At 62.0% G+C, this 25,957-nt stretch carries 18 protein-coding genes; 10 read left to right on the forward strand and 8 right to left on the reverse strand.

All coding sequences use genetic code 11. The features are described 5' to 3' along the window. Window positions 1-4 precede the first annotated feature (4 nt). The 3 genes from FXN63_RS06545 to tal form a co-directional block, all read right to left on the reverse strand. Window positions 5-1,123 carry an ATP-binding protein gene (locus tag FXN63_RS06545; protein ID WP_246165051.1) on the reverse strand — a complete coding sequence of 373 codons (1,119 nt, stop codon included), beginning with the start codon at window positions 1,121-1,123 and terminating at the stop codon, window positions 5-7. Window positions 1,124-1,359: 236 nt separating this feature from the next. After that, window positions 1,360-1,602 (reverse strand): hypothetical protein, encoded by a 243-nt coding sequence (locus FXN63_RS06550; protein ID WP_148813849.1) that lies wholly within the window; start codon window positions 1,600-1,602, stop codon window positions 1,360-1,362. After that, complete coding sequence (gene tal, locus FXN63_RS06555; RefSeq protein ID WP_148813851.1) at window positions 1,602-2,555, reverse strand: transaldolase; 954 nt, start codon at window positions 2,553-2,555, stop codon at window positions 1,602-1,604. Before tal ends, FXN63_RS06550 begins: the two co-directional genes overlap by 1 nt. Window positions 2,556-2,981: 426 nt before the next feature. On the opposite strand from tal, the gene carA reads away from it, so the two are divergent. The 7 genes from carA to FXN63_RS06590 all read left to right on the forward strand — a co-directional run bounded on the left by carA (window position 2,982) and on the right by FXN63_RS06590 (window position 13,253). After that, a complete protein-coding gene (carA, locus tag FXN63_RS06560) occupies window positions 2,982-4,130 on the forward strand; it encodes a glutamine-hydrolyzing carbamoyl-phosphate synthase small subunit (RefSeq protein WP_148813853.1) in 1,149 nt (382 codons plus the stop codon). Between the two features lie 61 nt (window positions 4,131-4,191). Further along, window positions 4,192-7,434, forward strand: coding sequence for a carbamoyl-phosphate synthase large subunit (gene carB / locus FXN63_RS06565; RefSeq protein ID WP_148813855.1), 3,243 nt, complete (start codon window positions 4,192-4,194; stop codon window positions 7,432-7,434). A 209-nt stretch (window positions 7,435-7,643) separates the two neighbouring features. Then, window positions 7,644-8,141, forward strand: a complete 498-nt coding sequence (locus FXN63_RS06570; RefSeq protein ID WP_148813857.1) for a MarR family winged helix-turn-helix transcriptional regulator — start codon at window positions 7,644-7,646, stop codon at window positions 8,139-8,141. 327 nt (window positions 8,142-8,468) lie between these two features. Further along, window positions 8,469-9,677: an ABC transporter substrate-binding protein gene (locus FXN63_RS06575; protein ID WP_148813859.1), complete on the forward strand. Its 1,209-nt coding sequence runs from the start codon at window positions 8,469-8,471 to the stop codon at window positions 9,675-9,677. A gap of 104 nt (window positions 9,678-9,781) precedes the next feature. Then, window positions 9,782-11,716, forward strand: coding sequence for an ABC transporter permease (locus tag FXN63_RS06580; protein WP_148813860.1), 1,935 nt, complete (start codon window positions 9,782-9,784; stop codon window positions 11,714-11,716). Beyond that, window positions 11,713-12,486 (forward strand): ABC transporter ATP-binding protein, encoded by a 774-nt coding sequence (locus FXN63_RS06585; protein ID WP_148813862.1) that lies wholly within the window; start codon window positions 11,713-11,715, stop codon window positions 12,484-12,486. Before FXN63_RS06580 ends, FXN63_RS06585 begins: the two co-directional genes overlap by 4 nt. After that, a complete protein-coding gene (locus FXN63_RS06590) occupies window positions 12,483-13,253 on the forward strand; it encodes an ABC transporter ATP-binding protein (protein WP_148813865.1) in 771 nt (256 codons plus the stop codon). Before FXN63_RS06585 ends, FXN63_RS06590 begins: the two co-directional genes overlap by 4 nt. Before the next feature lie 660 nt (window positions 13,254-13,913). Here the strand turns inward: FXN63_RS06590 and FXN63_RS06595 are convergent. From FXN63_RS06595 to FXN63_RS06610, 4 genes are all read right to left on the reverse strand, one after another. After that, a protein-coding gene (locus FXN63_RS06595; RefSeq protein ID WP_148813868.1) for an IS3 family transposase occupies window positions 13,914-15,058 on the reverse strand; the annotation gives its coding sequence in 2 pieces (ribosomal slippage) (window positions 13,914-14,788 and window positions 14,788-15,058; 1,146 coding nt in all). 71 nt (window positions 15,059-15,129) lie between these two features. Next, the gene (locus tag FXN63_RS06600) at window positions 15,130-18,294 is read right to left on the reverse strand and encodes a c-type cytochrome (protein ID WP_246165052.1); all 3,165 of its coding nucleotides are present in this window, start codon (window positions 18,292-18,294) and stop codon (window positions 15,130-15,132) included. A 30-nt stretch (window positions 18,295-18,324) separates the two neighbouring features. Then, the gene (locus tag FXN63_RS06605; protein ID WP_148813870.1) at window positions 18,325-18,813 is read right to left on the reverse strand and encodes a (2Fe-2S)-binding protein; all 489 of its coding nucleotides are present in this window, start codon (window positions 18,811-18,813) and stop codon (window positions 18,325-18,327) included. 25 nt (window positions 18,814-18,838) lie between these two features. Continuing rightward, on the reverse strand, window positions 18,839-19,993 hold the full coding sequence (locus FXN63_RS06610; protein ID WP_148813872.1) for an FAD-dependent monooxygenase: 1,155 nt from the start codon (window positions 19,991-19,993) through the stop codon (window positions 18,839-18,841). A gap of 301 nt (window positions 19,994-20,294) precedes the next feature. Between FXN63_RS06610 and FXN63_RS06615 the strand changes: the two genes are divergently transcribed. Beyond that, on the forward strand, window positions 20,295-21,338 hold the full coding sequence (locus tag FXN63_RS06615) for a 2,5-dihydroxypyridine 5,6-dioxygenase NicX family protein (RefSeq protein ID WP_148813874.1): 1,044 nt from the start codon (window positions 20,295-20,297) through the stop codon (window positions 21,336-21,338). 117 nt (window positions 21,339-21,455) lie between these two features. Continuing rightward, window positions 21,456-23,690, forward strand: coding sequence for a xanthine dehydrogenase family protein molybdopterin-binding subunit (locus tag FXN63_RS06620; protein WP_425468722.1), 2,235 nt, complete (start codon window positions 21,456-21,458; stop codon window positions 23,688-23,690). A 159-nt stretch (window positions 23,691-23,849) separates the two neighbouring features. Here the strand turns inward: FXN63_RS06620 and FXN63_RS06625 are convergent, their stop codons facing one another. Beyond that, complete coding sequence (locus FXN63_RS06625; protein WP_187395126.1) at window positions 23,850-24,761, reverse strand: LysR family transcriptional regulator; 912 nt, start codon at window positions 24,759-24,761, stop codon at window positions 23,850-23,852. Between the two features lie 186 nt (window positions 24,762-24,947). Here FXN63_RS06625 and FXN63_RS06630 point away from each other — a divergent pair, with 186 nt between their 5' ends. Further along, entirely contained in the window at window positions 24,948-25,955 is a 1,008-nt protein-coding gene (locus FXN63_RS06630) for a TRAP transporter substrate-binding protein (protein ID WP_148813878.1), read from the forward strand. Window positions 25,956-25,957 lie beyond the last annotated feature (2 nt).

The following is a 25,957-nucleotide window of genomic DNA, read 5'->3' on the forward strand; positions in this document are numbered from 1 at the left end:
ACGCTCATGCAGTCAGACGATGTCGTGCCGCGTACAGTTCGCGCCAGACATCACCCTTGCGTTTGGACACGCGCTGTTCAAGATACCGGCGCAACTTGGCCAGGTCATCGGCGTTGTCCTTGGCAGCAGTACCGGCCAGACATTCGACAATGTCTTCGGCCCGTCCATTGTCGCCACGCATGAAGTGTCCGCGCACGCCAATGGCATGCGCCATGCTCACGGCCTCGGCCGTGCTCATCACGGATGACAGGCGTTCCATGCCCTTGCCGCCGTCGTCCGTGCCTTCACGCAGTTCGCGAAAGCACGTCACCAGCACACGCAGCACGTCGACATGCGGGGCCTGCGGCACGCCCGAGCGAAGCAGCAGCGCAGCCGATTCCCGCTGCACCAGCGCCAGCTCGTCTTCCAGGTCTGCAATGGGGAACACGGTTTCGAAGTTGAAGCGGCGCTTCAACGCTGCCGACATATCGTTCACGCCCCGGTCGCGGGTGTTGGCGGTGGCAATGACGTTGAAGCCATCACGCGCGAACACCATGGCCGAATCGCTTTTCAGTTCAGGCACGGCCAGCACGCGGTCGGACAGCACCGACAGCAGGCTGTCCTGCACTTCCAGCGGGCAACGTGTGATTTCCTCGAAGCGCACCACACGGCCTTCACGCATGCCGCGATACAAGGGGGCGGGTACCAAGGCGCGTTCGGTCGGGCCTTCGCTGACCAGCAAGGCGTAATTCCAACCGTATTTGATCTGGTCTTCAGTTAGCGACGCGCCACCCTGAATCGTCAGCGTCGAATCCCCACTGACCGCAGCGGCCAGCAATTCCGACAACAGACTTTTGGCGGTGCCAGGCTCACCAATCAACAGCAGCGCGCGCGAGGTCGCCAAGGTGACCATCGCGCGTTCGATCAGCGCGGGCGAGCACACCAGCTTGGGCGGCGAACCGTTGCCGCCCAGGATGAATTGCTTGACGCTTGCCAGTGACATGCTCCAGCCAGGGGGCCGCGCGGCGGTGTCGGCCGCACGCAGGGCAGCCAGTTCGTCTGCATAGCGCAGCTCGGCAGGTGGCCGTTGCCAGCTGGTGGAGTTTTCTTGCGCCGCGGGGGCTTGCACCGGTTTTGCAGTCAACGACTCGCTCCTTGCAGAATTATTAGCCGGGTTTAATGGCCAAGTTCGCAATGGTAGAGCGTAGACGGCGAAATATCCGTGGCAAAAGGTTAGCGGCGAGCCAGCGGTGCAGTGGTTGGCCACCGGAACTGGTTACGAACACCTGACTGTCGGTACCCATCTGAATAGATGGCGATGGTCGGCACAACAATCATCCGCGTGCCTTCCATCGCCAGCACAAGCTGCGTTGACGTGCTTCAGCGTCCGCGCACGATGCGCAGTCCGATTCCCAGCGCAATCATGATGCCGCCGTAGACCTGGGCGAACAGTTCGCCCTTGTACACGCCCACGGCAAGCAGCAGCACGCCCAGCCCTACCGCAACGCCCCAGTGAGCGTTACCCAGCTTGTTCAGCAAGCCGATGCGGCGTGGGGTGGTCGATGTTGCTGCGGGCTGCGCGCGGCCCGCATCGGGGCGCTCATCTGGGCGCGGAGCTGCCATTAACGCAGTGCCTCGATCAGGCTGTCGAGCTTGCGTGCATCAGCCACAAAGGCGCGGATGCCTTCTGACAGTTTCTCAGTCGCCATCGCATCTTCATTCAGCAGGTTGCGGAAGGTGACTTCGTCGGCCGTCAGGCGTTCCACGGGCGAGGCAGCGGCCGTGGCCGGGTCCAGCAATGCAGGTACGTCGCCTTCTTCCGCCGCCAACTTGGCCAGCAGATCAGGGCTGATGGTCAGCAGGTCGCTGCCTGCCAGCGCGAGGATCTGGCCGACGTTGCGGAAGCTGGCACCCATGATCTCGGTCGGAATGCCGAACTTCTTGTAGTACGCGTAGATTGATGCCACCGACTGCACGCCGGGGTCATTCACGCCGGCCTTGGCCGCTTCGTTCCAGGATGCGCCGGCAGACTTCTTGTACCAGTCATAGATGCGGCCGACGAAGGGCGAGATCAGCTGTGCATCTGCGTCGGCGCAGGCCACGGCCTGGACCAGCGAGAACAGCAGCGTCATGTTGACCTTGATGCCTTCGGACTGCAGCACGCGCGCGGCCTGGATGCCTTCCCAGGTGGAAGCGATCTTGATCAGCACGCGATCGCGCGAGATGCCGGCGGCGTCATACAGCGCAATGATCTTGTGCGCGCGGTCGATGGTGGCCTGGGTATCGAAGGACAGGCGGGCATCGACTTCAGTGGACACGCGGCCGGGCACGATGCCCAGAATCTCGGTGCCGAAGGCCACCAGCACCTGGTCGACCAGGTCCGGCAGCGGGGCGGTCTTGTTGGCCGCAACCACGCGCGTCAGGATCGGGCGATAGGCGTCTTGCTGGACGGCTTTCAGGATCAGCGACGGGTTGGTGGTCGCGTCGGTCGGACGGAATTCGCGCATGGCTTCGAAGTCACCGGTATCGGCGACGACGACAGTGTGTTGGCGCAGGGATTCGAGCAAAGTGGGCACGGCAATCTCTTCTTTGTTGAGCGGTCGATAACGCAAGTGTAGTGCGCCTGTCCGCAAACCGAGAATGTGGCGGGGCAGCAGCATTGCAGGGGCCGGGAGCGCGATATGACTGCAAAGCCCCTATCTTTAAAGTGCGGGGAAACGCTATAATCGGAAGGTTTAGCGTTTTCACTTCATACCTTCCCTAGCGCATAACCCCATCTGTCGCATGCTGGTCTGAGCCGGGCCACGCAGAACCATGAATACGTGTTTTTTTGACACGTTCCTGAGTTTGCGAGCCCCTCAAGACCGCGCAGCCCCCCAACACGAGTCGCCGCATTTCCTTGCGGCGTCCACAGCGTGCGGGTGGTGCGCTCCGGCCGCGCAGGATGCAGTCTCACTGCACTGCGGGCCGCCCCGGGAAGGTAACGACACGGAGATTTTCCTTTGTTGCCGTCTCTCTTTCCCGAGACCTCCCCTGCGATTCTGGCCCTTGCCGACGGCACGATCTTTCGTGGTATCTCGATTGGCGCGTCTGGCCACACGGTCGGCGAAGTCGTGTTCAACACGGCAATGACCGGTTATCAGGAAATCCTGACCGACCCGAGCTACCACCGTCAGATCGTGACGTTGACCTACCCGCATATCGGTAATACCGGTATCAACGTGGAGGACAACGAGTCCGTCAAGGCATTCGCCGCCGGCCTGATTGTGCGCGACTACCCGCAAGTGGTCTCCAACTTCCGGTCCACGCAAACACTGCAAGCCTACCTCCAGGAACAGGGAGTCGTAGGCATTGCCGGGATCGATACGCGCAAGCTCACCCGTATCCTGCGTGAAAAGGGTGCCCAAGGCGGTGCCATCCTGGCTGGCGACGACGCTGAAAAAGCGCTGGAACTGGCTCGCGAATTCCCCGGTATGTCAGGCCTTGACCTGGCCAAGGTTGTCTCGGTGAAGGAATCGTATTCCTGGACCGATGGCACCTGGGCGCTGGGCGAAGGCTTCAAGAAAGACAACGCCGGCACGTACCACGTGGTCGCCTATGACTTCGGCGTGAAGCACAACATCCTGCGCCTGTTGGCCGATCGCGGTTGCCGCATCACCGTGGTGCCCGCGCAAACCCCGGCCGAAGACGTGTTGAAGCTGAACCCGGACGGCGTGTTCCTGGCCAACGGCCCTGGCGACCCAGAGCCTTGCGACTACGCAGTCGCCGCCACCAAGGTGTTCCTGGATCGCAAGCTGCCGGTATTCGGCATCTGCCTGGGTCACCAGTTGCTGGGTCTCGCCGCAGGCGGCAAGACCTTGAAGATGAAGTTCGGTCACCACGGTGCCAACCACCCGGTGCAGGACCTGGACAGCAAGCGCGTGTTCATCACTAGCCAGAACCACGGTTTTGCGGTCGATCCGACCACGCTGCCGGCGACGGCGCGTGTGACGCATGTGTCGCTGTTCGACGGCTCGCTGCAAGGCTTCGAGCTGACCGACCGTCCGGCGTTCTGCTTCCAGGGTCACCCGGAAGCAAGCCCCGGCCCGCACGACATCCTGGGGCTGTTCGACAAGTTCGCGCAGATGATGCAGCAGGCGCGCGCGGCGTAACCGCCGCCCCGCAGCCACGCATCAAGCTCCGCAATCAAACAGACAAGCAGTTAGGCGTCCCATGCCCAAGCGTACAGACATAAAAAGCATTCTTATCATTGGCGCAGGCCCGATCATCATCGGTCAGGCTTGCGAATTCGACTATTCCGGCGCGCAGGCCTGCAAGGCCCTGAAAGCCGAGGGTTACAAGGTCATCCTGGTCAACAGCAATCCGGCCACGATCATGACCGACCCGGAGACGGCCGATGTCACCTATATCGAACCGATCACCTGGCAAGTCGTTGAAAAGATCATCGAAAAAGAGCGCCCCGATGCGCTCCTGCCCACCATGGGCGGCCAGACCGCGCTGAATTGCGCATTGGACCTGGCCAAGCATGGCGTGCTGGAAAAGTACAAGGTCGAACTGATCGGCGCGAACGAACACGCCATCGAGAAGGCCGAAGACCGCCTGAAGTTCAAGAACGCGATGACCAGCATCGGTCTGGATTCGGCCAAGTCGGGCGTTGCCCACAGCATGGACGAAGCCTGGGCCGTGCAGCGTCGCATCGCTGAAGAAGTTGGCACCGCCGGCTTCCCGACCGTGATCCGCCCCAGCTTCACGCTGGGTGGCACGGGCGGCGGCATTGCCTACAACGCGGAAGAGTTCGAAACCATCTGCCGCCGTGGCCTGGAAGCCTCGCCGACCAACGAACTGTTGATCGAAGAATCCCTGCTCGGCTGGAAAGAGTTCGAGATGGAAGTTGTGCGCGACCGCGTCGACAACTGCATCATCGTCTGCTCGATCGAAAACCTGGACCCGATGGGCGTGCACACTGGTGACTCGATCACCGTTGCTCCGGCACAGACCCTGACGGACAAGGAATACCAGTTGATGCGTAACGCGTCGATCGCGGTCCTGCGCGAAATCGGCGTCGATACCGGCGGTTCGAACGTGCAGTTCGCGATCAACCCGAAGAACGGTCGCATGATCGTGATCGAGATGAACCCGCGCGTGTCGCGTTCGTCGGCGCTGGCATCCAAGGCCACCGGCTTCCCGATCGCCAAGATCGCGGCCAAGCTGGCGGTTGGCTACACGCTGGACGAACTGCGCAACGACATTACCGGTGGTGCAACCCCGGCATCGTTCGAGCCCAGCATCGACTACGTGGTCGTCAAGGTGCCGCGTTTTGCGTTCGAAAAATTCCCGCAGGCCGATTCGCGCCTGACCACCCAGATGAAGTCGGTGGGCGAAGTGATGGCCATGGGCCGTACCTTCCAGGAATCCTTCCAGAAAGCCCTGCGTGGCCTGGAAGTTGGCGTAGATGGACTGAACCAGAAGACCACCGACCGCGAAAAGCTGACGGTGGAACTGGGCGAACCTGGCCCGGATCGCATCTGGTACGTGGGCGATGCCTTCGCGCAAGGTTTCTCGCTGGAAGAAGTGCAGAACCTCACGCACATCGACCCGTGGTTCCTGACGCAGATCAAGGAAATCGTCGACATCGAACTGGCGCTGGAAAAGCACACGCTTGCCGCGCTGGATCGCGACACGCTGTTCCAACTGAAGCGCAAGGGCTTCTCGGATCGTCGTCTGGGCTGGTTGCTGGACACGACGGAAACCGAAATCCGCAAGCTGCGTCACCAGTTGAACGTGCGCCCGGTCTACAAGCGCGTGGACACCTGCGCCGCTGAATTCGCCACCAACACCGCGTATATGTATTCCACGTACGAGGAAGAGTGCGAGGCCGCGCCGACCAATGCCAAGAAGATCATCGTCTTGGGCGGCGGTCCGAACCGGATCGGCCAGGGTATCGAGTTCGACTATTGCTGCGTCCATGCTGCCCTCGCGCTGAGCGAAGACGGCTACGAGACCATCATGGTCAACTGCAACCCCGAAACCGTGTCCACCGACTATGACACGTCTGACCGTCTGTACTTCGAGCCGGTCACGCTGGAAGACGTGCTGGAAATCGTCGACAAGGAAAAGCCGGTTGGCGTGATCGTGCAGTACGGCGGCCAAACGCCTTTGAAGCTGGCCAAGGCGCTGGAAGCCAACGGCGTGCCGATCATCGGCACCAGCCCGGAATCCATCGACATCGCCGAAGACCGCGAGCGCTTCCAGAAGCTGCTGCACAAGCTCGACCTGAAGCAGCCGCCGAATCGCACCGCGCGTACCGAAGCCGAAGCCATGTCGCACGCACAAGAGATCGGCTACCCGCTGGTCGTGCGCCCGAGCTACGTGCTGGGCGGCCGCGCGATGGAAATCGTGCACGAGCCGAAGGACCTGGAGCGCTACATGCGCGAAGCCGTGCAGGTCAGCAATGACTCGCCGGTGCTGCTCGACCGCTTCCTGAACGACGCGATCGAAGTCGACGTGGACTGCCTGTCTGACGGCAAGCGCGTGCACATCGGCGGCGTGATGGAACACATCGAGCAAGCTGGCGTGCACTCGGGTGACTCGGCTTGCTGCCTGCCGCCTTACTCGCTGTCTGACGAGACGGTTGAAGAGATCAAGCGTCAGACCGCCATCATGGCCCGCGCGTTGAACGTGGTCGGCCTGATGAACGTGCAGTTCGCGATTCAAGCCGGTACGGTCTACGTGCTGGAAGTGAACCCGCGTGCGTCGCGTACCGTGCCCTACGTGTCGAAGGCAACCGGCATCCAGCTCGCCAAGGTGGCGGCGCGTGCGATGTCCGGCCAGTCGCTTGACGCGCAAGGTCTGGGCAAGGAAATCGTGCCGTCGTACTACTCGGTGAAGGAAGCCGTCTTCCCCTTCGTCAAGTTCCCGGGCGTGGACACGATTCTCGGCCCCGAGATGAAGTCGACCGGTGAAGTCATGGGCGTGGGCATCAGCTTCGGCGAAGCCTTCGTGAAGTCGCAGCTGGCTGCCAGCGTGCGCTTGCCCGAATCGGGCACCGCCTTCATCAGCGTGAAGAACGAAGACAAGCTGCGTGCCGTGGAACTGGCGCGTGGTCTGCATGGCCTGGGCTTCTCGCTGGTCGCCACGCGCGGCACGGCGGCAGCCATCGAGCAAGCCGGCATCCCGGTTCGCGTGGTGAACAAGGTTGCCGAAGGCCGCCCGAACATCGTCGACATGGTGAAGAACGGCGAAATCTCGCTGGTCGTCAACACCGTCGAAGAGCGTCGCAACGCCATCGTCGATTCGCGGGCCATCCGCACCTCGGCACTGGCGTCGCGCGTGACCTACTTCACGACCATGGCCGGTGCACGCGCAGCGGTCGAGGGCATGCAGTACATGCGCGAAAAGAACGGCTTCCAGGTGTACTCGGTGCAGGAACTGCACGCCGGGCTTGAGAAGGCCTGATCGACGGTTCTGCTACGGTTCAATGCGGCCCGGGAGGGTTCCGGCTGCATGTTGAACAAAGCCGGTAGAGCAAAGACAGAAAGTGGCCGCATGGCCACTTTTTTTCGTCTGTACTTTGTTCATTGCGATCTTCGCCACATTGCAATCAACACTGCGCCAGCAGGGCGCGCGTCGGTATACTTGTCGATGCCCAGCCCGGTATTCATCACATGTCCGATTTGACCTCTGCGCCGCATGTCTCCAGCGCCCGTGCCTCTACTGACGACTATCAGTTCTCTGAACAGATCGGTCATCTGTTGCGCCGTGCCTATCAGCGCCATGTGGCCTTGTTCCAGCAGACCATTCCCGATTCGCAACTGACTGCCGCACAGTTCGTGGTGCTGTGCGCGGTGCGCGACCAGGACGCCTGTTCGCTGAGCGACGTGGTACGAATCACCGCCATCGACCAGGCCACCGTGCGTGGTGTGATGGAACGCCTGAAATCCCGCGACCTGCTCCAGGTTGCGCAAGACGCCGTAGATCGCCGCAAGGTCATGGTCACCCTGACCGACACCGGGCGCGCGCTGGTCGGTGAAATGGTGCCCTTCGCCGAGAAGATCACCACCGACACCTTCGGCGATCTGAATCCCGCCGAACGGGTAGCCATGATCTACCTGCTTCGCAAGATGTGCGAAGTCGACACTGCCCCCTCATCCTCGGGCAACTGAATACCGATATCCCAATAGGGGAAACCCGAAATTACCGGGAGGACGTGCTAAATGCACGATCCCCGCGTAATGGTATTCACGTATTCATATGCACTTTCAGCACTGAGTTGGTGCTGTTTCTGGTGCTGAAGTGCACTGTATTTGTGATGTGTCACGCCGTTTGCACCGTTATTTGCCAATACACCTTTTTGTTGTAAGGTTATTTGCGCCAGCGCAAGTTTCTGCGTGCAATATCGAGCGTATACACCTGAATCAAGCCTTGTGCGTTCAGTCGATGCCCAGGTCTTTCCGCCATTTGTGATACCGCCATACCTCCGAGGGGACACCATGTACGGTTTCAAACGCTATACCCAGATCCTGGGCGCAACCTGCCTGGCACTGACGGCCGCGTCGGCCTGGGCTCAGGGCACGATCAAGATCGGCGAAATCAACAGCTACAAAGCCCAGCCGGCCTTCCTCGACCCGTACAAGAAGGGCATGCAGTTGGCCCTGGACGAAGTCAACGATGCCGGTGGCATCAATGGCAAGAAACTGGAACTGGTCATCCGCGACGACAACGCCACGCCGGGCGACGCCGTGCGCGCGGCCGAAGAACTGGTGTCGCGTGAAAAGGTTGACGTGCTGACGGGTTCGTTCCTGTCGCACATCGGCCTGGCGCTGACCGACTTCGCCCGCCAGAAAAAGGTGTTCTTCCTGGCCAGCGAACCGCTGACCGACAAGATTACCTGGCAAGACGGCAACCGCTACACCTACCGCCTGCGCACCTCGACCTACATGCAGGTTGCGATGCTTGTGCCGGAAGCATTGGCGCTGAACAAGAAGCGCTGGGCCATCGTGTACCCCAACTACGAATACGGTCAGTCGGCAGTCGCCACCTTCAAGGCCTTGATGAAGGCCAAGCAGCCCGACATCGAGTTCGTGTCTGAGCAGGCAGCACCGCTTGGCAAGGTTGACGCCGGCAGCGTGGTGCAGGCCCTGGCCGATTCCAAGCCCGACGCCATCTTCAACGTGCTGTTCGCCGCTGACGTGACCAAGTTCGTGCGCGAAGGCACCACCCGTGGCCTGTTCAAGGACCGCCCGGTGGTCAGCGTGCTGACCGGTGAGCCGGAATACCTGGACACCTTCCGCGACGAAACCCCGGCTGGCTGGATCGTTACCGGCTACCCGTGGCAATTCATCGACACGCCCGAGCACAAGGCGTTCTTGGCGGCCTACCAGGCCAAGTTCAAGGACTATCCGCGCCTGGGTTCTGTCGTTGGCTACAGCGCGATCAAGTCGATTGCCGAAGGCATCAAGCGTAGCGGTGGCTCGACGGAAACCGAGGCCATGATCAAGGCCTTCTCGGGCCTGAAACTCACGATTCCGTTCGGACCGATCGAATACCGTGCCATCGACAACCAGTCGACCATGGGTGCTTATGTCGGCAAGCTCGCCAGCAAGGACGGCAAGGGCGTAATGGTTGATTTCCGCTATGTCGATGGTGCCAAGGTTCAGCCTTCGGACGAAGAAATCCGCAAGCTGCGCAAGCCGGACTGACACTTCCGTAATGGTCATGGCGGCAACGGTGTCGCCATGCCCCTGCGGCTTTTGCACGATGCGTCGCGCCCGCGACGCACGCATTCCTCACAGGTGCCAGGTTCATGGATCTGACGGGTTTTCTTGCGCAGATGCTCAACGGCTTGGCCGAGGCATCATCGCTATTCTTGGTGGCCGCTGGCCTCTCGCTGATCTTCGGCGTGACCCGCATTGTCAATTTCGCACACGGCTCGCTCTACATGCTGGGCGTGTATGTGGCGTATTCGCTGGTCGAGCGCATCGGCGGCAGCGCGCTCGGTTTCTGGTTCGGGCTGATCGCCGCGTCGCTGATCGTGGGTGCCGTCGGTGCGGCCATCGAAATCGTATTGCTGCGTCGGATCTACCGCGCACCTGAACTCTTCCAGTTGCTGGCGACCTTTGCGCTGGTATTGATCATCAATGACGCCGCCCTGTGGATCTGGGGTGCCGAAGACTTGCTGGGCCGTCGCGCCCCGGGCATGACCGGCGCTATCGATCTGTTTGGTCGTCAATACCCCGTCTACAACCTGGCGCTGATTGTCATCGGCCCGATTGTGCTGGGCTTGTTGTGGCTGCTGCTGACCCGTACCCGCTGGGGCACGCTGGTGCGCGCCGCCACGCAAGACCGCGAGATGTTGGGTGCGCTGGGCGTGAACCAGGCGTGGCTGTTCACTGGCGTGTTCGCGCTGGGCGCGATGCTGGCAGGCTTGGGCGGCGCGGTGCAACTGCCGCGCGAACCCGCCAGCCTCGGGCTTGATCTGCGCGTCATCGGCGATGCCTTCGTGGTCGTGGTGGTAGGCGGCATGGGCTCGATTCCGGGTGCCTATGTGGCCGCGCTGATCATTGCGGAACTGAAGGCGCTTTGCGTGGGCCTGGGTACGGTCACGCTGCTGGGCATCAGCATTTCGTTCCCGAAGCTGACACTGGTGGTGGAATTCGTATTCATGGCCTTGGTGCTGGTCTTCCGGCCCTGGGGGCTGTTCGGCAAACCGCAGGGTGCCAGCCGCAATTCTGCTCCCTTGGAAGCACCGCTGCGCGCCGCGTCCAAGTCTTTCAAGCTGATGGCCGTGGTGGTGTTTGCGGCGCTGGCGGTCTTGCCCTTGCTGTCGCCCTGGTTGCCTTATGCCACCGTGCTGACGCAGGACATTCTGGTGGCCGTGCTGTTTGCCATCAGCCTGCACTTCATCATGGGGCCGGCCGGCATGCACTCCTTCGGTCACGCCGCGTACTTCGGTCTGGGCGCATATGGGGCTGCGCTGCTGTTGAAAAGCGCATCCATGCCAATGCCGCTTGCGCTGGCCTTGGCCCCCATGGTGGCCGGGGCGGGCGCGCTGATCTTCGGCTGGTTCTGCGTGCGCCTGTCCGGTGTCTACCTGGCCATGCTGACGCTCGCGTTCTCGCAGATTGTCTGGTCCGTGGTGTACCAGTGGGACGACTTCACGGGCGGGTCAAACGGCATTGTGGGCGTGTGGCCGGCCGAATGGCTGTCCGGCACGCCGTACTACTACCTGAGCCTGGCGCTGGTCGGCCTGTCCATCATCGTGTTGCGACGGGTACTGTTCTCGCCCTTCGGTTACGCCTTGCGAGCTGGGCGGGATTCGCCGCTGCGTGCAGATGCGATCGGTATTGACGTCAAGCGCATCCAGTGGATCGGCTTTGTGATCGCGGGCCTGTTTGCGGGCTTGGCAGGTTCGCTGTTTGTCTTCTCCAAAGGCAGCATCTCGCCAGATGCAATGGCGGTGGGCAAGTCGGTTGACGGCCTGGTGATGGTGCTGCTGGGCGGTATTCAGACTTTGGTTGGCCCGATCGTGGGGGCGGCCAGCTTCAGCCTGCTGCAGGACTACATCATTCGATCCACGGAATATTGGCGCGCCTTGTTCGGCGGCGTGATCTTGCTGCTGGTGCTGGTGTTCCCGCAAGGCATTGCAGGCTTCTGCCGCGAGCTGGGTGAGCGCTGGCAAGCACGAAAGGGCAGCAACGGCAACGGGGCTTCGTTGGCAACATCCAAGGAGGCATCATGAGTCTCTTGCAGGTCAGAAACATCAGCAAGTCCTTCGGTGGCGTGCAGGCTGTTGCCGGTATCAGTTTCGATGTGGCGGCAGGTGAACTGCTTGCGCTGATCGGCCCGAACGGTGCAGGCAAGTCCACCACCTTCAATATGGTCGGCGGGCAATTGGCGGCGTCCAGCGGGTCGGTGAAACTCGATGGCCACGAACTGGTGGGCATGCGTCCGCGCGATATCTGGCGGCTTGGCGTAGGCCGGACGTTCCAGATCGCCGCCACCTTTGCGTCGCTTACCGTGGTGGAAAACGTGCAGATGGCCTTGCTGTCGCACCGCAGCCGTATCTATTCCTGGTTCAGCCGCGCAGCAAACGAATATCGCAGTGAGGCCATGGAATTGCTGGCCCAGGTGGGCATGGCTGCGCAGGCCGACCGGCCTTGCAGTGAACTGGCCTATGGTGACGTGAAACGTGTCGAGCTGGCCATGGGTTTGGCCAACGATCCCAAGCTGTTGTTGATGGACGAGCCTACTGCCGGCATGGCACCGCAGGAACGCAATGATTTGATGGCGCTGACCAAGCGCCTGGTGGTCGATCGCGGCATGGCGGTGCTGTTCACCGAGCACAGCATGGACGTGGTGTTTGCCTATGCCGACCGCATGATCGTACTGGCGCGCGGCAAGCTGATCGCTGAAGGCAGCGCGCAGGAAATCCGCAATCATCCCAAGGTGCAGGAAGTGTATTTCGGCAGCGGCAAGACCTTCGAGAAACCTACCGGAGTGGCCGCATGAGCACGCTTGCTTCTCGTTCTTCTACGGCCTCGGCTGCTGATGCCAACCTGCTGTTGAAGGTGCAGGATCTGAACGCCTGGTACGGCGCGGCGCACATTCTGTTCGATGTGTCGCTGGATGTGCGGCGTGGCGAGGTGGTGGCCTTGATGGGTCGTAATGGCGCGGGCAAGTCGACCACGCTGAAGGCGATCATGGGCATGCTGGCCAAGCGGCGCGGCAACATTGCGTTCATGGGGCAGGACATCAGTTCGCGTGAACCGTTTGAGGTGGCGCGGATGGGGTTGGGGTTTGTGCCGGAAGATCGGCGGGTGTTTACTGATCTGAGTGTGACGGAGAACCTGGAGGTTGGGCGTCAGCCGGCGCGGAAGTGGCCGGATGGGACGGATGCGTTGAATTGGCAGCCGGAGGCTTTGTATAAGCTGTTCCCGAATCTGGGGGAGATGCGGAATCGGCCGGGTGGGCAGATGAGCGGCGGTGAGCAGCAGATGCTGACGGTTGCGCGGACGCTGATGGGGAATCCGTTTGTGGTGTTGTTGGATGAGCCGTCTGAGGGTGTTGCGCCGGTGATTGTGGAGCAGATGGCGCAGATGATTCTTGAGCTGAAGGCGCGGGGTGCGAGCATTCTGTTGTCTGAGCAGAATGTGCACTTTGCCGAGCTGGTGTCGGATCGGGTTTATGTGCTTGAAAAGGGGCAGATTCGGTATACGGGCAGCATGGCTGAGCTGGCTGAGAATGAGGAAGTTCGGCGGGCTTATTTGACGGTTTGAATGGTTTTGCTTTGGTTGCTTGGGGCGGTCCTTTATGGGGCTGCCCTTTGTTTTTGGTGGGTCGTGGCGGTGTGTCTTTCTTTTGCCAGTCGCGGGTGGTGGGGCCGGCTCGTCTGCCCCGCTGGACGTTGGCGTCGGGACTCCCGCCCTCCACCTCGTCCAGAAGGGCAGCCAACCCGGCCCCACCACCCACGCCTTCAAGGTCGTTTGGTTAAAAGCCAATCCCGCCTGTGGACGGCTCCGTCTTTCTGGCTGCTTGGTGCTGGAATCGGTTCTCGGCATTCGTTGGCCATCGTCTTTTAATCGCCGTGCGGCTGGCCTTGGGGATTGGTTGGCCAGGTCGCCACGAAGTAGCTCAACGGCTCGCGTTTCGGAGTGTCCTTCAGTGGCCTTTTACATTTCGGCAGTTCGGTACGTCACCAATCCTTCAACGGGTGGGGTGACACGGAAGCGGGTGGCCGCGCATACAGGCATGCGACGAAAAGGCGTTTGGCGGCCTTCTGCGTTCTGGCGTTGGGACTTCGAGTTTTCAGCGGGTGGGGTGACGCTGGCGCGGGTAGATGCGCGTCGCCTGCTCGCGATGGGAAGGGCGTTGGTGCGCAGCTTGATGTGCTGAACGAGTGTAGTGGTCAAGTTTTAATGGACACGGAGATAGGGTGTTCAGTGGCTAACTTTCTCGTAGTCAGCCGGTGATTGATAGCCCAGCGTCGAGTGCAGCCGATGGGTGTTGTAGAAGCCCACGATGTAGTGATTGATGTCGACGATCCCTTCAGCCGCATTGGCATAACGGCGCTGCCACACCCGCTCCATCTTGAGGTTCAGGAAGAAGCGTTCCATCACGGCATTGTCCCAACAGTTGCCCTTTCGGCTCATGCTGGCGACCAGCTTATGTTTGGCCAGTAAGTCACGATGGGCATGGCTTGCGTACTGGCAGCCACGGTCGGTATGCACGATCAGGCCAGGCTTGGGCTGACGCAGTGTGATCGCCATCTGCAGCGCGTTGCAGACCAGTTCAGCAGGCATGGCCGGTGCCATCGACCAGCCCACCACCTTGCGTGAGTACAAGTCCAGCACGGCGGCCAAGTACAGCCAGCCTTGGTCGGTGCGGATATACGTGATGTCGGCCACCCACGCTTGGTTCGGCGCAGCCGGCCTGAACTGTCGGTTCAACACGTTGGCGGCGATCGGCAGGTCGTGTCGGCTGTCGGTGGTATGCACGAACTTGCGCTTCCAGCGAGGTTGCAGCGCAAGCTGTTTCATCAACCGACGAACCCGATAGCGACCTACCATCAACCCATCAGCGTTCAGGGCTTCCCGCACACGTCGGCTGCCGTAGTTGCCACCGCTGGCGTCGAAGGCGGCCTGAACGGGGGCTGCCAAGGCACAGGGCCTGGGCGCAGCACGCCGTCGGCGTGCTGCGTACACCCCGGAGCGGCTGACGCTCAACAATCTGCACAAACGGGTCACGCTGGCCTTCTCCTGCCACTGGTGAATGATCCGTTGGATCACTTCAGTTCGCGGGCGAAGAAGGCCGATGCTTTTTTTAACAGCGACACGTCCTCACGCAGACGCTGATTCTCTCGCTCCAGTTCACGGATGCGTTGCTGCTCAGCGGTCAACGGCTTGCCCAGGCCAGGCTGGCCAAGCTGCTCGGCATCGTACTGGGCCAACCAGCGGCGGACCGGGCTTTCTGCCAAGCCCAGGTCCTTGCAGACCTGCATTACGCTTAAACCCTGGTCACGAATCATCTGTGCCACTTGCAGCTTGAAAGCTGCATCGAACGTTCTGCGGTTAGGTGTCGTCATATCGTCAGTGTCCTCGTTGGAGAAATTATCCCCCTATCGAGGTGTCCACTTTTATTGGACCACTACAGAGATCAGTGGTTCTTGCGCAGGGCGTTCACGCGGTCGGGGACGTTTTCCCAGGCGGCTTTGTCGGGGGCGTAGCGGGCGCGCATGTAGGCGATGAGGTCGGCGATCTGGGTGTCGTTCATGCTGTTGCCGAAGGCGGGCATGTAGCCTAGGTCGCCGGTGGCGGGGTCGGCGATGCCGTTCAGGATTACCTGGATCAGGTTGTCAGGTTTGTCGCTGTGCAGGTTGGTGTTGAGCGCAAGCGGCGGACGGACGCCGAACATGGGGGCTGCGTTGCGGGTGTCGTGGCAGACGGCGCAGGCTCCTTCGAAGATGCGTTCGCCGTTGGGGGGGAATACTTGGGTGCTGCGGTCTGCGGCGGTTTCCAGTGCGGTGATGCTGGCGGCACGTTCGGTGTCGGTGGTGGTGACGGGGTTGAGTGACGCCAGGTATACGGCCATGGCGCGCACGTCTTGTTCGGGCAGTTGTGACAGGCCTTGCACCACGGGGGCCATGGGGCCGGCGGCGACGCCGTGGGCGGGTGAGAAGCCTGTGCGCAGGTAGGAGAAGTAATCGTTTTCTGTCCACGGAATCGGTGAGCGGGACAGGGCGTTCAGGGGTGGGGCTTCCCATCCTTCTGCTTCGCCTCCGGCCAACCAGGCCTGTGCGCCTGTTTTTTCTGCGCCCAGGGCGTTGCGGGGCGTGTGACAGGCTCCGCAGTGGCCGATGCCTTGCACCAGATACGCGCCTCGGTTCCAGACGGTGGACTGGGTTTCGTCGGGCTGGTAGACCTTGTTTTCGTGGAACAGCAGGTTCCAGCCGGCCATCAATGGGCGCACGCTGAATGGGAAGGCCAGCTTGGTTTCCGGTGGCGTGGCGCGTACGGCCGGTTCCGACATCAGGTAGGCGTACAAGGCCTGCATGTCGGCGTCGGTGAGCTTGGCGAAGTCGGTGTACGGGAAGGCAGGGTAGAGCTGGCGGCCGTCGCGGTGGATGCCTTGTCGCATGGCTCGATCAAAAGCCTGGAATGACCACATCCCGATGCCGGTTTCCGGGTCGGGGGTGATGTTGGTGGTGAAGATCTGACCGAAGGGGGTGTCCAGTGCCAGGCCGCCCGTGTTCGGTGTGCCGCCCGGCACCGTGTGGCAGACCACGCAGTCGCCGGCGGCGGCGACCAGGCGGCCTCGGTCGATGGCGGCGGTGGAGTAGATGCTCAGGTCGGGCGTGACAGGTGGAATCTCTGCGCGCCACGGCATGGCCGTCACGAGCAATCCGGTGGCTGCGGCCGCAATGCCACCCAGCCACGCACCGGCCACGCGACGCGATGGGCGGCGGGGTTCGGTGGTCAGTGCGGCGCGGGCTGCCGCACCGTTGAAAGGCGGCTCGCGCAGCCGGACGCCGGTGGCGTCGAAGATGGCGTTGGCGACGGCTGCTGCGGCGGGCAGCGATGCGGCGTCTGACCAAGCCAAGCCCGTCGGGACGCTGACCGTGGTGCTGGCGGGCGCTACTTCGTAGTTCGTGCTGGCGACGTTCACATCAGCGGATGGCACGATCGCCGTCCCCGGCGTGTCGGTTGTGCCCCAATCATCGAATGCTGCCGGTGCCTGCAGCAGACGGCCGGTGGTGTCTCGCACCTGGTCTTCGATCTGGCGTGCGCCGGGCGCAGCGGCTTGCATGTGCTCCAGGTCGTGGCCGACGACTACCCGCGTGATGTCGATGCGGCCATCGGTCGGGTCGACCGCCACGTCGGCGACCCATGCAGACCAGCTGCGCTGCGCAGGGTCCACTGAATCGTCGATCACGCTGGCGTAGGCAAACCCTCGGCCGGTGCGTGGCGTGCTGCCGTTGTTGGGGGCAGAGCCTGGCTTGTTGCCGGCACGCTGATCTGGGTTTGACGAGGTGCCCGCCCAGCCTGCGTGCTCAGACACCTGACGCACCAATGCTGCGCCGCGCGCATCGTCCAGATGGCGCAGGCGATAGTCGACCGGATCGATTTCAGATGCTGCCGCCGCTTCGTCAATGAAGGATTCCTGCGCGAAAACCTGCGCCGCTTGTTGTGCTGCACCCGCCTGGGCGACTGTCGCCACGGCCGCATTTTCCGGGACCGCGAGCGAGGCCGCGTCGAAACGGTAAGGCACCAATCCCGGTTGGTTCACCGTTCCGCCACCATCCGACAGCAGGCGTGCCAGTGATGGCCGGCTTAAGTGGCTGCCATCGGCATGAATGGTCTGCGACAGAACATAACCATCGCCAGCGAGCGTCGCGCGAATCGATGTGCGGCCACGTGCTGTGTCAGCCTGTGATCCGGGCTGTTCGTGATGATTCAGCCCACGCGCATCCGCTGCTTTCTTGCCGCTGCCTGATGGCTGCAACACCTGATCTACATAAACAGATCCTTGCGCATTCGACATGTTCGACACATGCACCGCGCGTCCAACAGCACGCGACAAGAGCACTGCATCTGCTGCCACATCGAACGCTGCATCGCATGTGGCTTGGCCATTGCCCAGCACACGAACCACATCCAGTGGCAGCCCTGTCAGCGCGGACAGCTCACGCCGCAAGGGCAGGGCAGGGGCGGCGCTCCAGACGCTGAGTCCGTCGCCATGCCACCACGCCACGGCCCAGGTGGAATCCGTGTTTGCCGTGACAGGCCAGCGATACTCGTGCGCGATGGCACGAGCGTCGGTTGTATCGTTCGCGTCATCGTCAGATGAAGCGCTCGTGGACGCAAGGCCTGCACGATTCGCAGATGCGCCTGTCTCAATATTCGCAGAAGCATGTGCCTGCGATGCGGACGTAGACGATGCATGTGTTGAAGACGATGCCGAATCAGGCCTTCCGCCCGCATCCCCATTCGCCGCCGCATTGCTGCTGTGCCAAACCGTTCTCGGCGTATCGACCGCCGAAGCCGCTGACCACGCAACATGCACACGTGCGGCAGCCTGACTGGCCGCATCTGAACTGAGCGCCACGACCCCGACAAAGTCGCCGTCGCGCACCACTCGCACCAGCCCAGGCAAACCTTGCACACCAGATTCATCCACGCGCAACACACGCGAACCGGTGTAGCGATGCCCGTTCCACTGCAGAACCGGTGGGCGCAGCACGCAGCCCCACAGCACATCGGCTCCGTTGGGCGGGCTCAGGTCGGCACCGCCTACGGTCTGCATGGCACCAGGTTTCGACACGCTCATTTCCGCCGACTCATTTCAGACCACTCATGGCGCACACCCGCCGCAGCGTTCGGCCGCGCAACGCACGGCGGCCAGGATTTCCATGTGTGTGCCGCAGCGGCACAGGTGGTACTGCAAGGCCTGGCGAATGTCTGCTTCGGATGGCGACGGGTTGCGCAGCAGCAAGGCCTGTGTCGCCATGATCATGCCGTTCAAGCAGTAGCCGCACTGGGCCGCCTGCTGATCGATGAACGCCTGCTGCACCAGCCCGGGGGACTCGCTTGTACCAAGTCCTTCCAGCGTGGTGACGCGGCGCGTGCCGATGCCCTTGACGGGCACCACGCAGGACCGCGCCGGCAGGCCGTCCACCAGCACCGTACAGGCACCACACTCGCCCAGGCCGCAGCCGAACTTGGGGCCATTCAGCCCCAGGTCGTTGCGCAATACATAGAGCAGTGGCGTGTCGGGATTGACCTCGACCACATGACTGTGGTCGTTGACGTTGAGAATGACGTGGCGAGAGGTGGCGCGCATGGTGCGCAGAGCTTACTGCGTGCGCTCAAGCCGCGGTCTTGCGGCGACCTTCGACCAGCGGTTCTTTGAACACGTCGTAGCCGAAGCACCAGTCGGGGTTTTCGTTGGTGCGCAGCCAGGTGTTGTTGTGTGACACCAGCTGCACGCGGCCCGCGCGTTCGGCACGGTTGTCTTCGTACAGGCGGAAGGCGGTTTCGTGGTCATCCAGGCCAACCTGCTGGAACACGCGCGTCAGCATGGCGGCATCTTCGATGGCCATGGCGGCACCTTGTGCCATGTGCGGTTTCATCGGGTGGCAGGCGTCGCCCAGCAACACAATGCGGCCACGGCTCCACAGCGGCAGCGGGTCGCGTTCCAGCAGCGGCCACTTGGAAATTTCCTTGGTGCCGTTGATCAGTGCCTGCACAGTCGGGTGCCAGCCGGCGAAGGTGTCGCGCATTTCGGCCTGGCTGCTGGGCAAGTTGCTGTGGCTCAGGTTCCATTCGGCTTCCGGTACACCGGTCACGTAATAGATTTCGTCGCGCTTGCCGGTGACGAAGTACACCATCATGTGACGGTCGTCGGCCCACCACTTCACACACATGTCGAAGGGCAGGGGGCCGCTGTCTACCGGGGTCTGGAACACGGCGCGATGCGCGATCAGACCGGTGTACTTCGGCGGCTCGACGCCCAGCAGGTGTTCGCGCAGACGCGAATTCACACCATCGGCACCGATCACGATGTCGGCTTCTTCGACCGTGCCATCGGCGAATGACAACTGCACCTTGTCGCCCAGGTCTTCGACCTTGGTCAGGCGCTTGTCGAATTCCAGAATGCCGGGGGGCAGGGCAGCAGTCATCAAGGCATGGAAGTCACCACGGTGGACGGTCAGGTAGCTTGCGCCATAGTGGGAAACCGCATAGTCACCGAGCGGGATCTGGGCGAGGATATCGCCGGTCTTGCCGTCGCGGCTGTACCAGTAGTCGGGGTGCGAGCCCTGGCGGTTGAGTTCGTCTTCGATGCCGATCTCGCGCATGATCTTCATCACGTTCGGGCCGACGTGGATGCCTGCTCCCAGACGCGAGAAACCCGGTGCCTGTTCATACAATTTGACGTTGAAACCCGCGCGCGCCAGCAAGGCTGCACCTGCAGTTCCGCCGAGGCCTGCGCCGATGACGGCGATTCTTGGTTTATTTTTCACGAGGGGTCTCCGGAGATGATGCGCGTCCGACACTGGTTCGCCAATGGAAAATAAATGTACACACTAAATTTTCGGCTGTAAACGAGTTTGCCGGAAGCGGAGGAAAACTCCCTTTCACGGTGCGTTTTGCACCATCGTGAATCGCGTTTTGCCCTAATTTGGATGGGTTTTCCCCAGTTTTTCAGGCTGTCATGTCGCGCTATCAACTAGCTATTGTCAGCCACCGCTCCAGCGGTGAGAATGCAGCGTATACGCTAAATAAGTCGATTCAAAATCTTGCCGGCCATCCAGGAGAACAAGCATGCCCGTTAGCGACTACGAACTGATCCGCGCCTGGCAACAGGTGCTGACCCTGTCGAAGCTGGAGGCCGGACAAAGCGTAACGGTGTTGACCAGCGCCACCACGCACCCGCAAACCCTGTCCACTGCGTTGATCGCTGCCCAATCCATGGGGGCCATCGTCAATCGCCTGGACCTGCCACCGGTCAACGCCGACAAGGCGCTTAGTCGCGATTCGCTGGCTTACCTGGGCACCACGCCGCTGACGGGCAACCGTGCGGCGATTGCTGCCTTGAAAGAAAGCGACCTGGTGCTGGATTTGATGACACTGCTGTTCTCGCCCGAGCAGCATGACATCCTGTCGGCCGGCACCAAGATTCTGCTTGCCGTCGAACCGCCGGAAATCCTGGTGCGCATGGTGCCCACCGAGGCCGATCGCACGCGCGTGAAAAAAGCAGCCACGCTGATCGAAGCCGCGAAAGAGATGCACGTGGTGTCGGCAGCAGGCACCGACCTGCGCTGCCCGCTGGGCGAATTCCCGGTGGTCAGCGAATATGGATTTGTTGATGAGCCGGGTCGCTGGGATCACTGGCCCAGCGGATTCGTGTTGACGTGGGCCAACGAAGGCGGTGCCAACGGCACCATCGTGATCGACCGGGGCGACATTCTGCTGCCGCAGAAGTCCTACGCGACCGATCAGATCGTACTCACGGTGGAAAACGGTTTTGCCACCAGGATCGAAGGCGGCGTCGACGCGGAATTGCTGCGCGAATACATGGAGTCCTTCAAGGATCCCGAGGCCTATGCGATTTCGCACATCGGCTGGGGCCTGCAACCGCGCGCGCATCGCGCCACGCTGGGTCTGTACGACCGCGAAGCCACCATCGGCATGGACGCCCGCGCCTACGAAGGCAACTTCCTGTTCTCGCTCGGCCCCAACAACGAAGTGGGCGGCAGCCGCACCACCACCTGCCACATCGACATTCCGCTGCGCGCATGCACGGTCAGCCTGGACGGCGTGCCGGTGGTCGAGAGAGGCAAAGTGCTGGACGGCGGCGGCAACTAAGGTCTGGCCGACGTCGGGTTCTCGTCCATGAGCACGCTTTCTTCCTTGTCGGCGGCTGGGTCGGCTGACTCGTTGGCGGCAGCGTCGGGATCGTCCGGCGCGGCTGCCAACGCGCTGATCACCACGCACAAGCCGCAACATCTGGCGCTGCTGCAAGATCGGCATGCATTGCTGGTGACGCGCGCGCCGTTGCCGGGCGTCAAGCCCGCACCCGGACAGCCGGGTGCAGCGTCTGACTACGTGCCGCCAACACCGGATATTTTCGTCGCGGTGCTGGCCAACGGTCTTGTGCTGGCGTTCAACGGCCACGTCGATCTGGGCACGGGTATTCGCACGTCTTTGGCGCAGATCGTTGCCGAAGAACTTGATGTCGACCTGGAGCGTGTCGACATGGTGCTTGGCCACACCGAGGCCGCCCCCAATCAGGGGCCGACGATTGCCAGCGCCACCATTCAGATATCAGCTGTGCCCTTGCGCAAGGCTGCGGCTCAAGCGCGCGCCTGGTTCGTCGCGCAGGCCGCCAATGTGTTGGCGGTGGATGCCGCCACGCTTCGTGTGGACGACGGGTTGATCCAATCTGCCGACGGCGGGCGCATCGATTACTGGACCGTGCTGAATCGAGGCGGTGCAATCCTGTCGCTGGCCGACGCCGTGGTGCTCAAGCCCGCCGCAGAGTACCGCATCGTCGGCAAGTCCACGCCTCGCGTGGACATTCCTGCAAAGGCCACTGGCGCATTGACCTACGTGCACGACGTGCGTGTGGCGGGCATGTTGCACGGCCGGGTGGTGCGCCCGCCTTATGCTGGGTTGGACAGCGGAAGCTTCATCGGCAACAGCCTGCTCGATGTGGATGAAGCGTCCGTTGCGAACCTGCCCGGCATCGTCAAGATCGTGCGGCAGGGGGACTTCGTTGGCATCGTCGCCGAACGGGAAGAACAGGCCATTCGTGCGGCCCGTCAACTCAAGCTGCGTTGGGCACCGATCCCGCCTGCGCCCGATCTGTCCGACTTGGCCCAGGCCCTGCGCACCGCGCCGTCTACCTTGCGGCCTTTGACCGAGCAGGGCAACGTCGACGCAGCCTTGGCTGACGGCACTGAACTGGCCTGCGACTACCTCTGGCCTTATCAGATGCATGCGTCCATCGGGCCGTCCTGCGCCGTGGCCGATTATCGCGACGACGGTTTGACTGTCTGGGCCGGTACGCAGAATCCGCATATGCTGCGCATCGACCTGAAACGCCTGCTCGACCTGGGCGAAGACAAGATCGAAATCGTACGCTTGGAAGCGGCCGGTTGTTACGGCCGCAATTGTGCAGACGACGTTTGTGCCGACGCGGCGTTGTTGTCCAAGGCCGTGGGTGCGCCGGTGCGCGTGCAGCTCAGCCGCGAGCAGGAACACGCGTGGGAACCCAAAGGCACCGCGCAGTTGATGACCGTGCGTGGCGCGGTGGATCGGCACGGCAATTTGTCTGCTTACGACTTCAGCACGCGTTACCCCTCCAACGACGCGCCCCTGTTGGCCTTGCTGCTGACCGGGGTAGTGCCTGCCGAACCGCGTACCTTGCAGATGGGCGACCGCACCGCAGTGCCGCCTTATCGCTACGAATCGATGCGCATCGCCTGCCACGACATGCCGCCTTTGGTGCGCTCGTCATGGCTGCGTGGCGTGTCCGCGTTGCCGAATTCGTTCGCGCACGATTGTTTTGTCGATGAGCTGGCGGAACAGGCTGGGCAAGATCCGTTGGCGTTCCGGCTGCGTCATCTGGACGATTCACGTGCGGTCGATTTGCTGCGCGCGGTCGCAGCACGTGCAGGCTGGCAGCATGGCGCTAACGGCTCGCGTGGACAGCCGAATGCCGATGGCTGGCTGCACGGAAGGGGCGTGGCGTACGCCCGCTACATCCACAGCCGTTTCCCCGGCTTCGGTGCCGCCTGGTCCGCCTGGGTGATCGACCTGCGTGTTGACCCGAAAACAGGTCGTATCGTGGTCGACAAGATCGTGGTCGGCCAAGACACCGGCATGATGGTCAACCCCGACGGCGTGCGCCACCAGATCCACGGCAACGTGATCCAGTCGCTCAGCAGGGCGCTGAAAGAGTCGGTCAGTTTCGACGCAAAAGGCGTCACCAGCCTGGAGTGGGGTGCCTACCCCATCCTGGGCTTCAAGGACATCCCGGACATCGATGTCGTCCTGATGCCGCGCCAGGACGAGCCGCCAATGGGGGCAGGCGAATCGGCTTCCGTCCCGGGTGCCGCTGCGGTTGCGAACGCCCTGTTCGACGCCACCGGCAAACGCTTCCGCGCCCCGCCGTTCACGCCCGAGCGAGTGATGCAGGTGTTGCGCGACAAGTGATGATTTGGCAGCGTGTCGCGGTGGATACGCCATGCCGCGTCGGCCTGGTACGTCGATGGCAAGGCTTGTCGGGCCGCACTTTCCTGAGCGTCAGTCCTTAATCTCTTCCAGCATCTTCATCCGCAGAATCTCGTTCATGCGGGAAGGGACTTTTGTGTCCTATTCCTTCCTGTGCACGTCCTTCGGACGCCGCAACAGCATCAAGTCATACAGCTCCTGTGCCGCCATCGGCAGGCTCGCGCCGCGCCGTTTCACCAGCGAAATCTTCCGCACCAAGCCTTCCACATTGATTGGCCGGCTCACCAGCTCGGGCCGCTGAAACTCATACAGCGTCAGCGCCGGCACCACCGTGATGCCCATCCCCGCCGCGATCATTGCGGTCACGGTTGCCAGTTGCTCGACCTCCATGGCGGTCTGCATTGGGTAGGGGTGAAACGCGCGCTCCAGTTGCAGCCGCACGCTGTGTGATCGCGCCAGGTGAATGAAGGGCGCTGCCGCCAGGTCGCGCACGCCGATCTTGCGTTGCGTGGCCAGCGGGTGCGATCGGTGGCAGACCAGGTGGAAACGGTCGTTGCACAGCAGTTGGGTGTCCAGGTCTTCGGCGTTCGTGTGCGACGACGCCAACGCAAAGTCTGCGCGACCCGAGCGCACCAGTTCCAGACAAGGTGCCGACAACACATCGGCCAATGCCAATTCAATGGCCGGATAACGCTGCCGAAATTCCGCGAACACGCCGGGCAACCAACCCGATGCCAAGGACGGCAGGGCGGCGACCGACACGCGGCCTTTGTGCAGCATGGCGTGGCCCTGGAAGTCCGCGATCATCGCGTCGAAGTCGCCCACTACACGGCGCACCGAGGTTTCCAGCAATTCCCCTTGCGGGGTCAGTTCCACATTGCGGGTGTCCCGATCAAACAGGCGATACCCCAGCGTGTCTTCGATTGCTTTGATCAGGGAACTGAAGGCCGACTGGGACAGATGACATTGCCGGGCAGCCCGCGTGAAGCTGCGTTGTTCCACCAGCGCCAGAAAGGCCCGCAGGTCACGTGTAGAGAGATTTATCTCTTTCATCGCTTAATCCATTCAAATTTTCTGTTTTCCAGATTCTAGCCACGGGTCTACAGTCTACGCATCAGAAGTTGGCGCATGCCACGCATTGCAGCAGTGCCGGGTTCCCGGATGCCCACTGCACCAAGCCGCTCGACAAGAAACGCGATCCGCCGATCCGAGGCCGGGTCCACCCAGGAGAGACTGTCCATGTCCGTCACCCGTCGCACCGTGTTGCGCGCGCTTGCTGCCGCGCCCGCTTTGTATCTGGCCCCGCGCTTCGCGCACGCTGCCGAGTTCACTTACAAGTACGCCCACAATCTGCCGATCACGCACCCGCTGCACATCCGTGCGCAGGAAGCCGTGGATCGCATCAAGAAAGAATCCAACGGCCGGCTTGAGATCAACATCTTCCCGAGCAACCAGCTGGGCGGTGACACCGACATGCTGTCGCAGGTGCGCAGCGGCGGCATCGAGTTGTTCACCCCCTCGGCGCTGGTGATTGCCACGGTCGTGCCGGTGGCGGCGATCAACGCAGTGGGCTTTGCGTTTGCCAACTACGACCAGGTCTGGAAGGCGATGGACGGCAGCCTTGGCGCGCATGTGCGCGAAGCCATCGGCAAGGCCAACCTGTATGCGTTTTCCAAGATGTGGGACAACGGTTATCGCCAGATCACCACCAGCAATCGCCCGGTGCAGACTGCGAAAGACCTGGAAGGCACGAAGATTCGTGTGCCGGTGAGCCCGCTGTCGGTGTCGATGTTCAAGGGGCTGGGTGCTGCACCCGCCAGTTTGCAGTTCAGCGAGGTCTATTCGGCCTTGCAGACCAAGATCGTGGATGCCCAGGAAAACCCGCTGCCGATCATTCAGCAGGCCAAGCTGTTTGAAGTGCAGAAGTTTGCCTCGCTGACCAATCACATCTGGGATGGCTACTGGTTCATTGCCAACGGCCGTGCTTTCAAGCGCTTGCCTGAAGACCTGCAGAAACTGTGGGAATCTGCTTTCAACGATGCGGGTGAGCGTCAACGCGACGACTTGCGCAAGATGAACCAGTCGATCCAGACCGATCTGGAAAGCAAGGGCCTGAAGTTCAACACCGCTGCGCCCGACAGCTTCCAGGCCAAGCTGCGCGAAGCGGGTTTCTACGCCGAGTGGAAGAAGAAGTTCGGTGATCAGGCTTGGGGTCTGCTCGAAAATACCGTCGGCAAACTGGCCTGATC

Origin of the sequence: Pigmentiphaga aceris, from assembly GCF_008119665.1 — a bacterium.
GTDB classification, from domain to species: domain Bacteria; phylum Pseudomonadota; class Gammaproteobacteria; order Burkholderiales; family Burkholderiaceae_B; genus Pigmentiphaga; species Pigmentiphaga aceris.

Bases quoted from the DNA above. Each gene is read 5' to 3' on its own strand.
- FXN63_RS06590 (WP_148813865.1), top strand. From the start codon at position 12,483: ATGAGCACGCTTGCTTCTCGTTCTTCTACGGCCTCGGCTGCTGATGCC.
- FXN63_RS06625 (WP_187395126.1), bottom strand. From the start codon at position 24,761: ATGAAAGAGATAAATCTCTCTACACGTGACCTGCGGGCCTTTCTGGCG.
- FXN63_RS06550 (WP_148813849.1), bottom strand. From the start codon at position 1,602: ATGGCAGCTCCGCGCCCAGATGAGCGCCCCGATGCGGGCCGCGCGCAG.
- carB (WP_148813855.1), top strand. From the start codon at position 4,192: ATGCCCAAGCGTACAGACATAAAAAGCATTCTTATCATTGGCGCAGGC.
- FXN63_RS06615 (WP_148813874.1), top strand. From the start codon at position 20,295: ATGCCCGTTAGCGACTACGAACTGATCCGCGCCTGGCAACAGGTGCTG.
- FXN63_RS06585 (WP_148813862.1), top strand. From the start codon at position 11,713: ATGAGTCTCTTGCAGGTCAGAAACATCAGCAAGTCCTTCGGTGGCGTG.
- FXN63_RS06630 (WP_148813878.1), top strand. From the start codon at position 24,948: ATGTCCGTCACCCGTCGCACCGTGTTGCGCGCGCTTGCTGCCGCGCCC.
- FXN63_RS06575 (WP_148813859.1), top strand. From the start codon at position 8,469: ATGTACGGTTTCAAACGCTATACCCAGATCCTGGGCGCAACCTGCCTG.
- FXN63_RS06570 (WP_148813857.1), top strand. From the start codon at position 7,644: ATGTCCGATTTGACCTCTGCGCCGCATGTCTCCAGCGCCCGTGCCTCT.
- FXN63_RS06580 (WP_148813860.1), top strand. From the start codon at position 9,782: ATGGATCTGACGGGTTTTCTTGCGCAGATGCTCAACGGCTTGGCCGAG.
- FXN63_RS06605 (WP_148813870.1), bottom strand. From the start codon at position 18,813: ATGCGCGCCACCTCTCGCCACGTCATTCTCAACGTCAACGACCACAGT.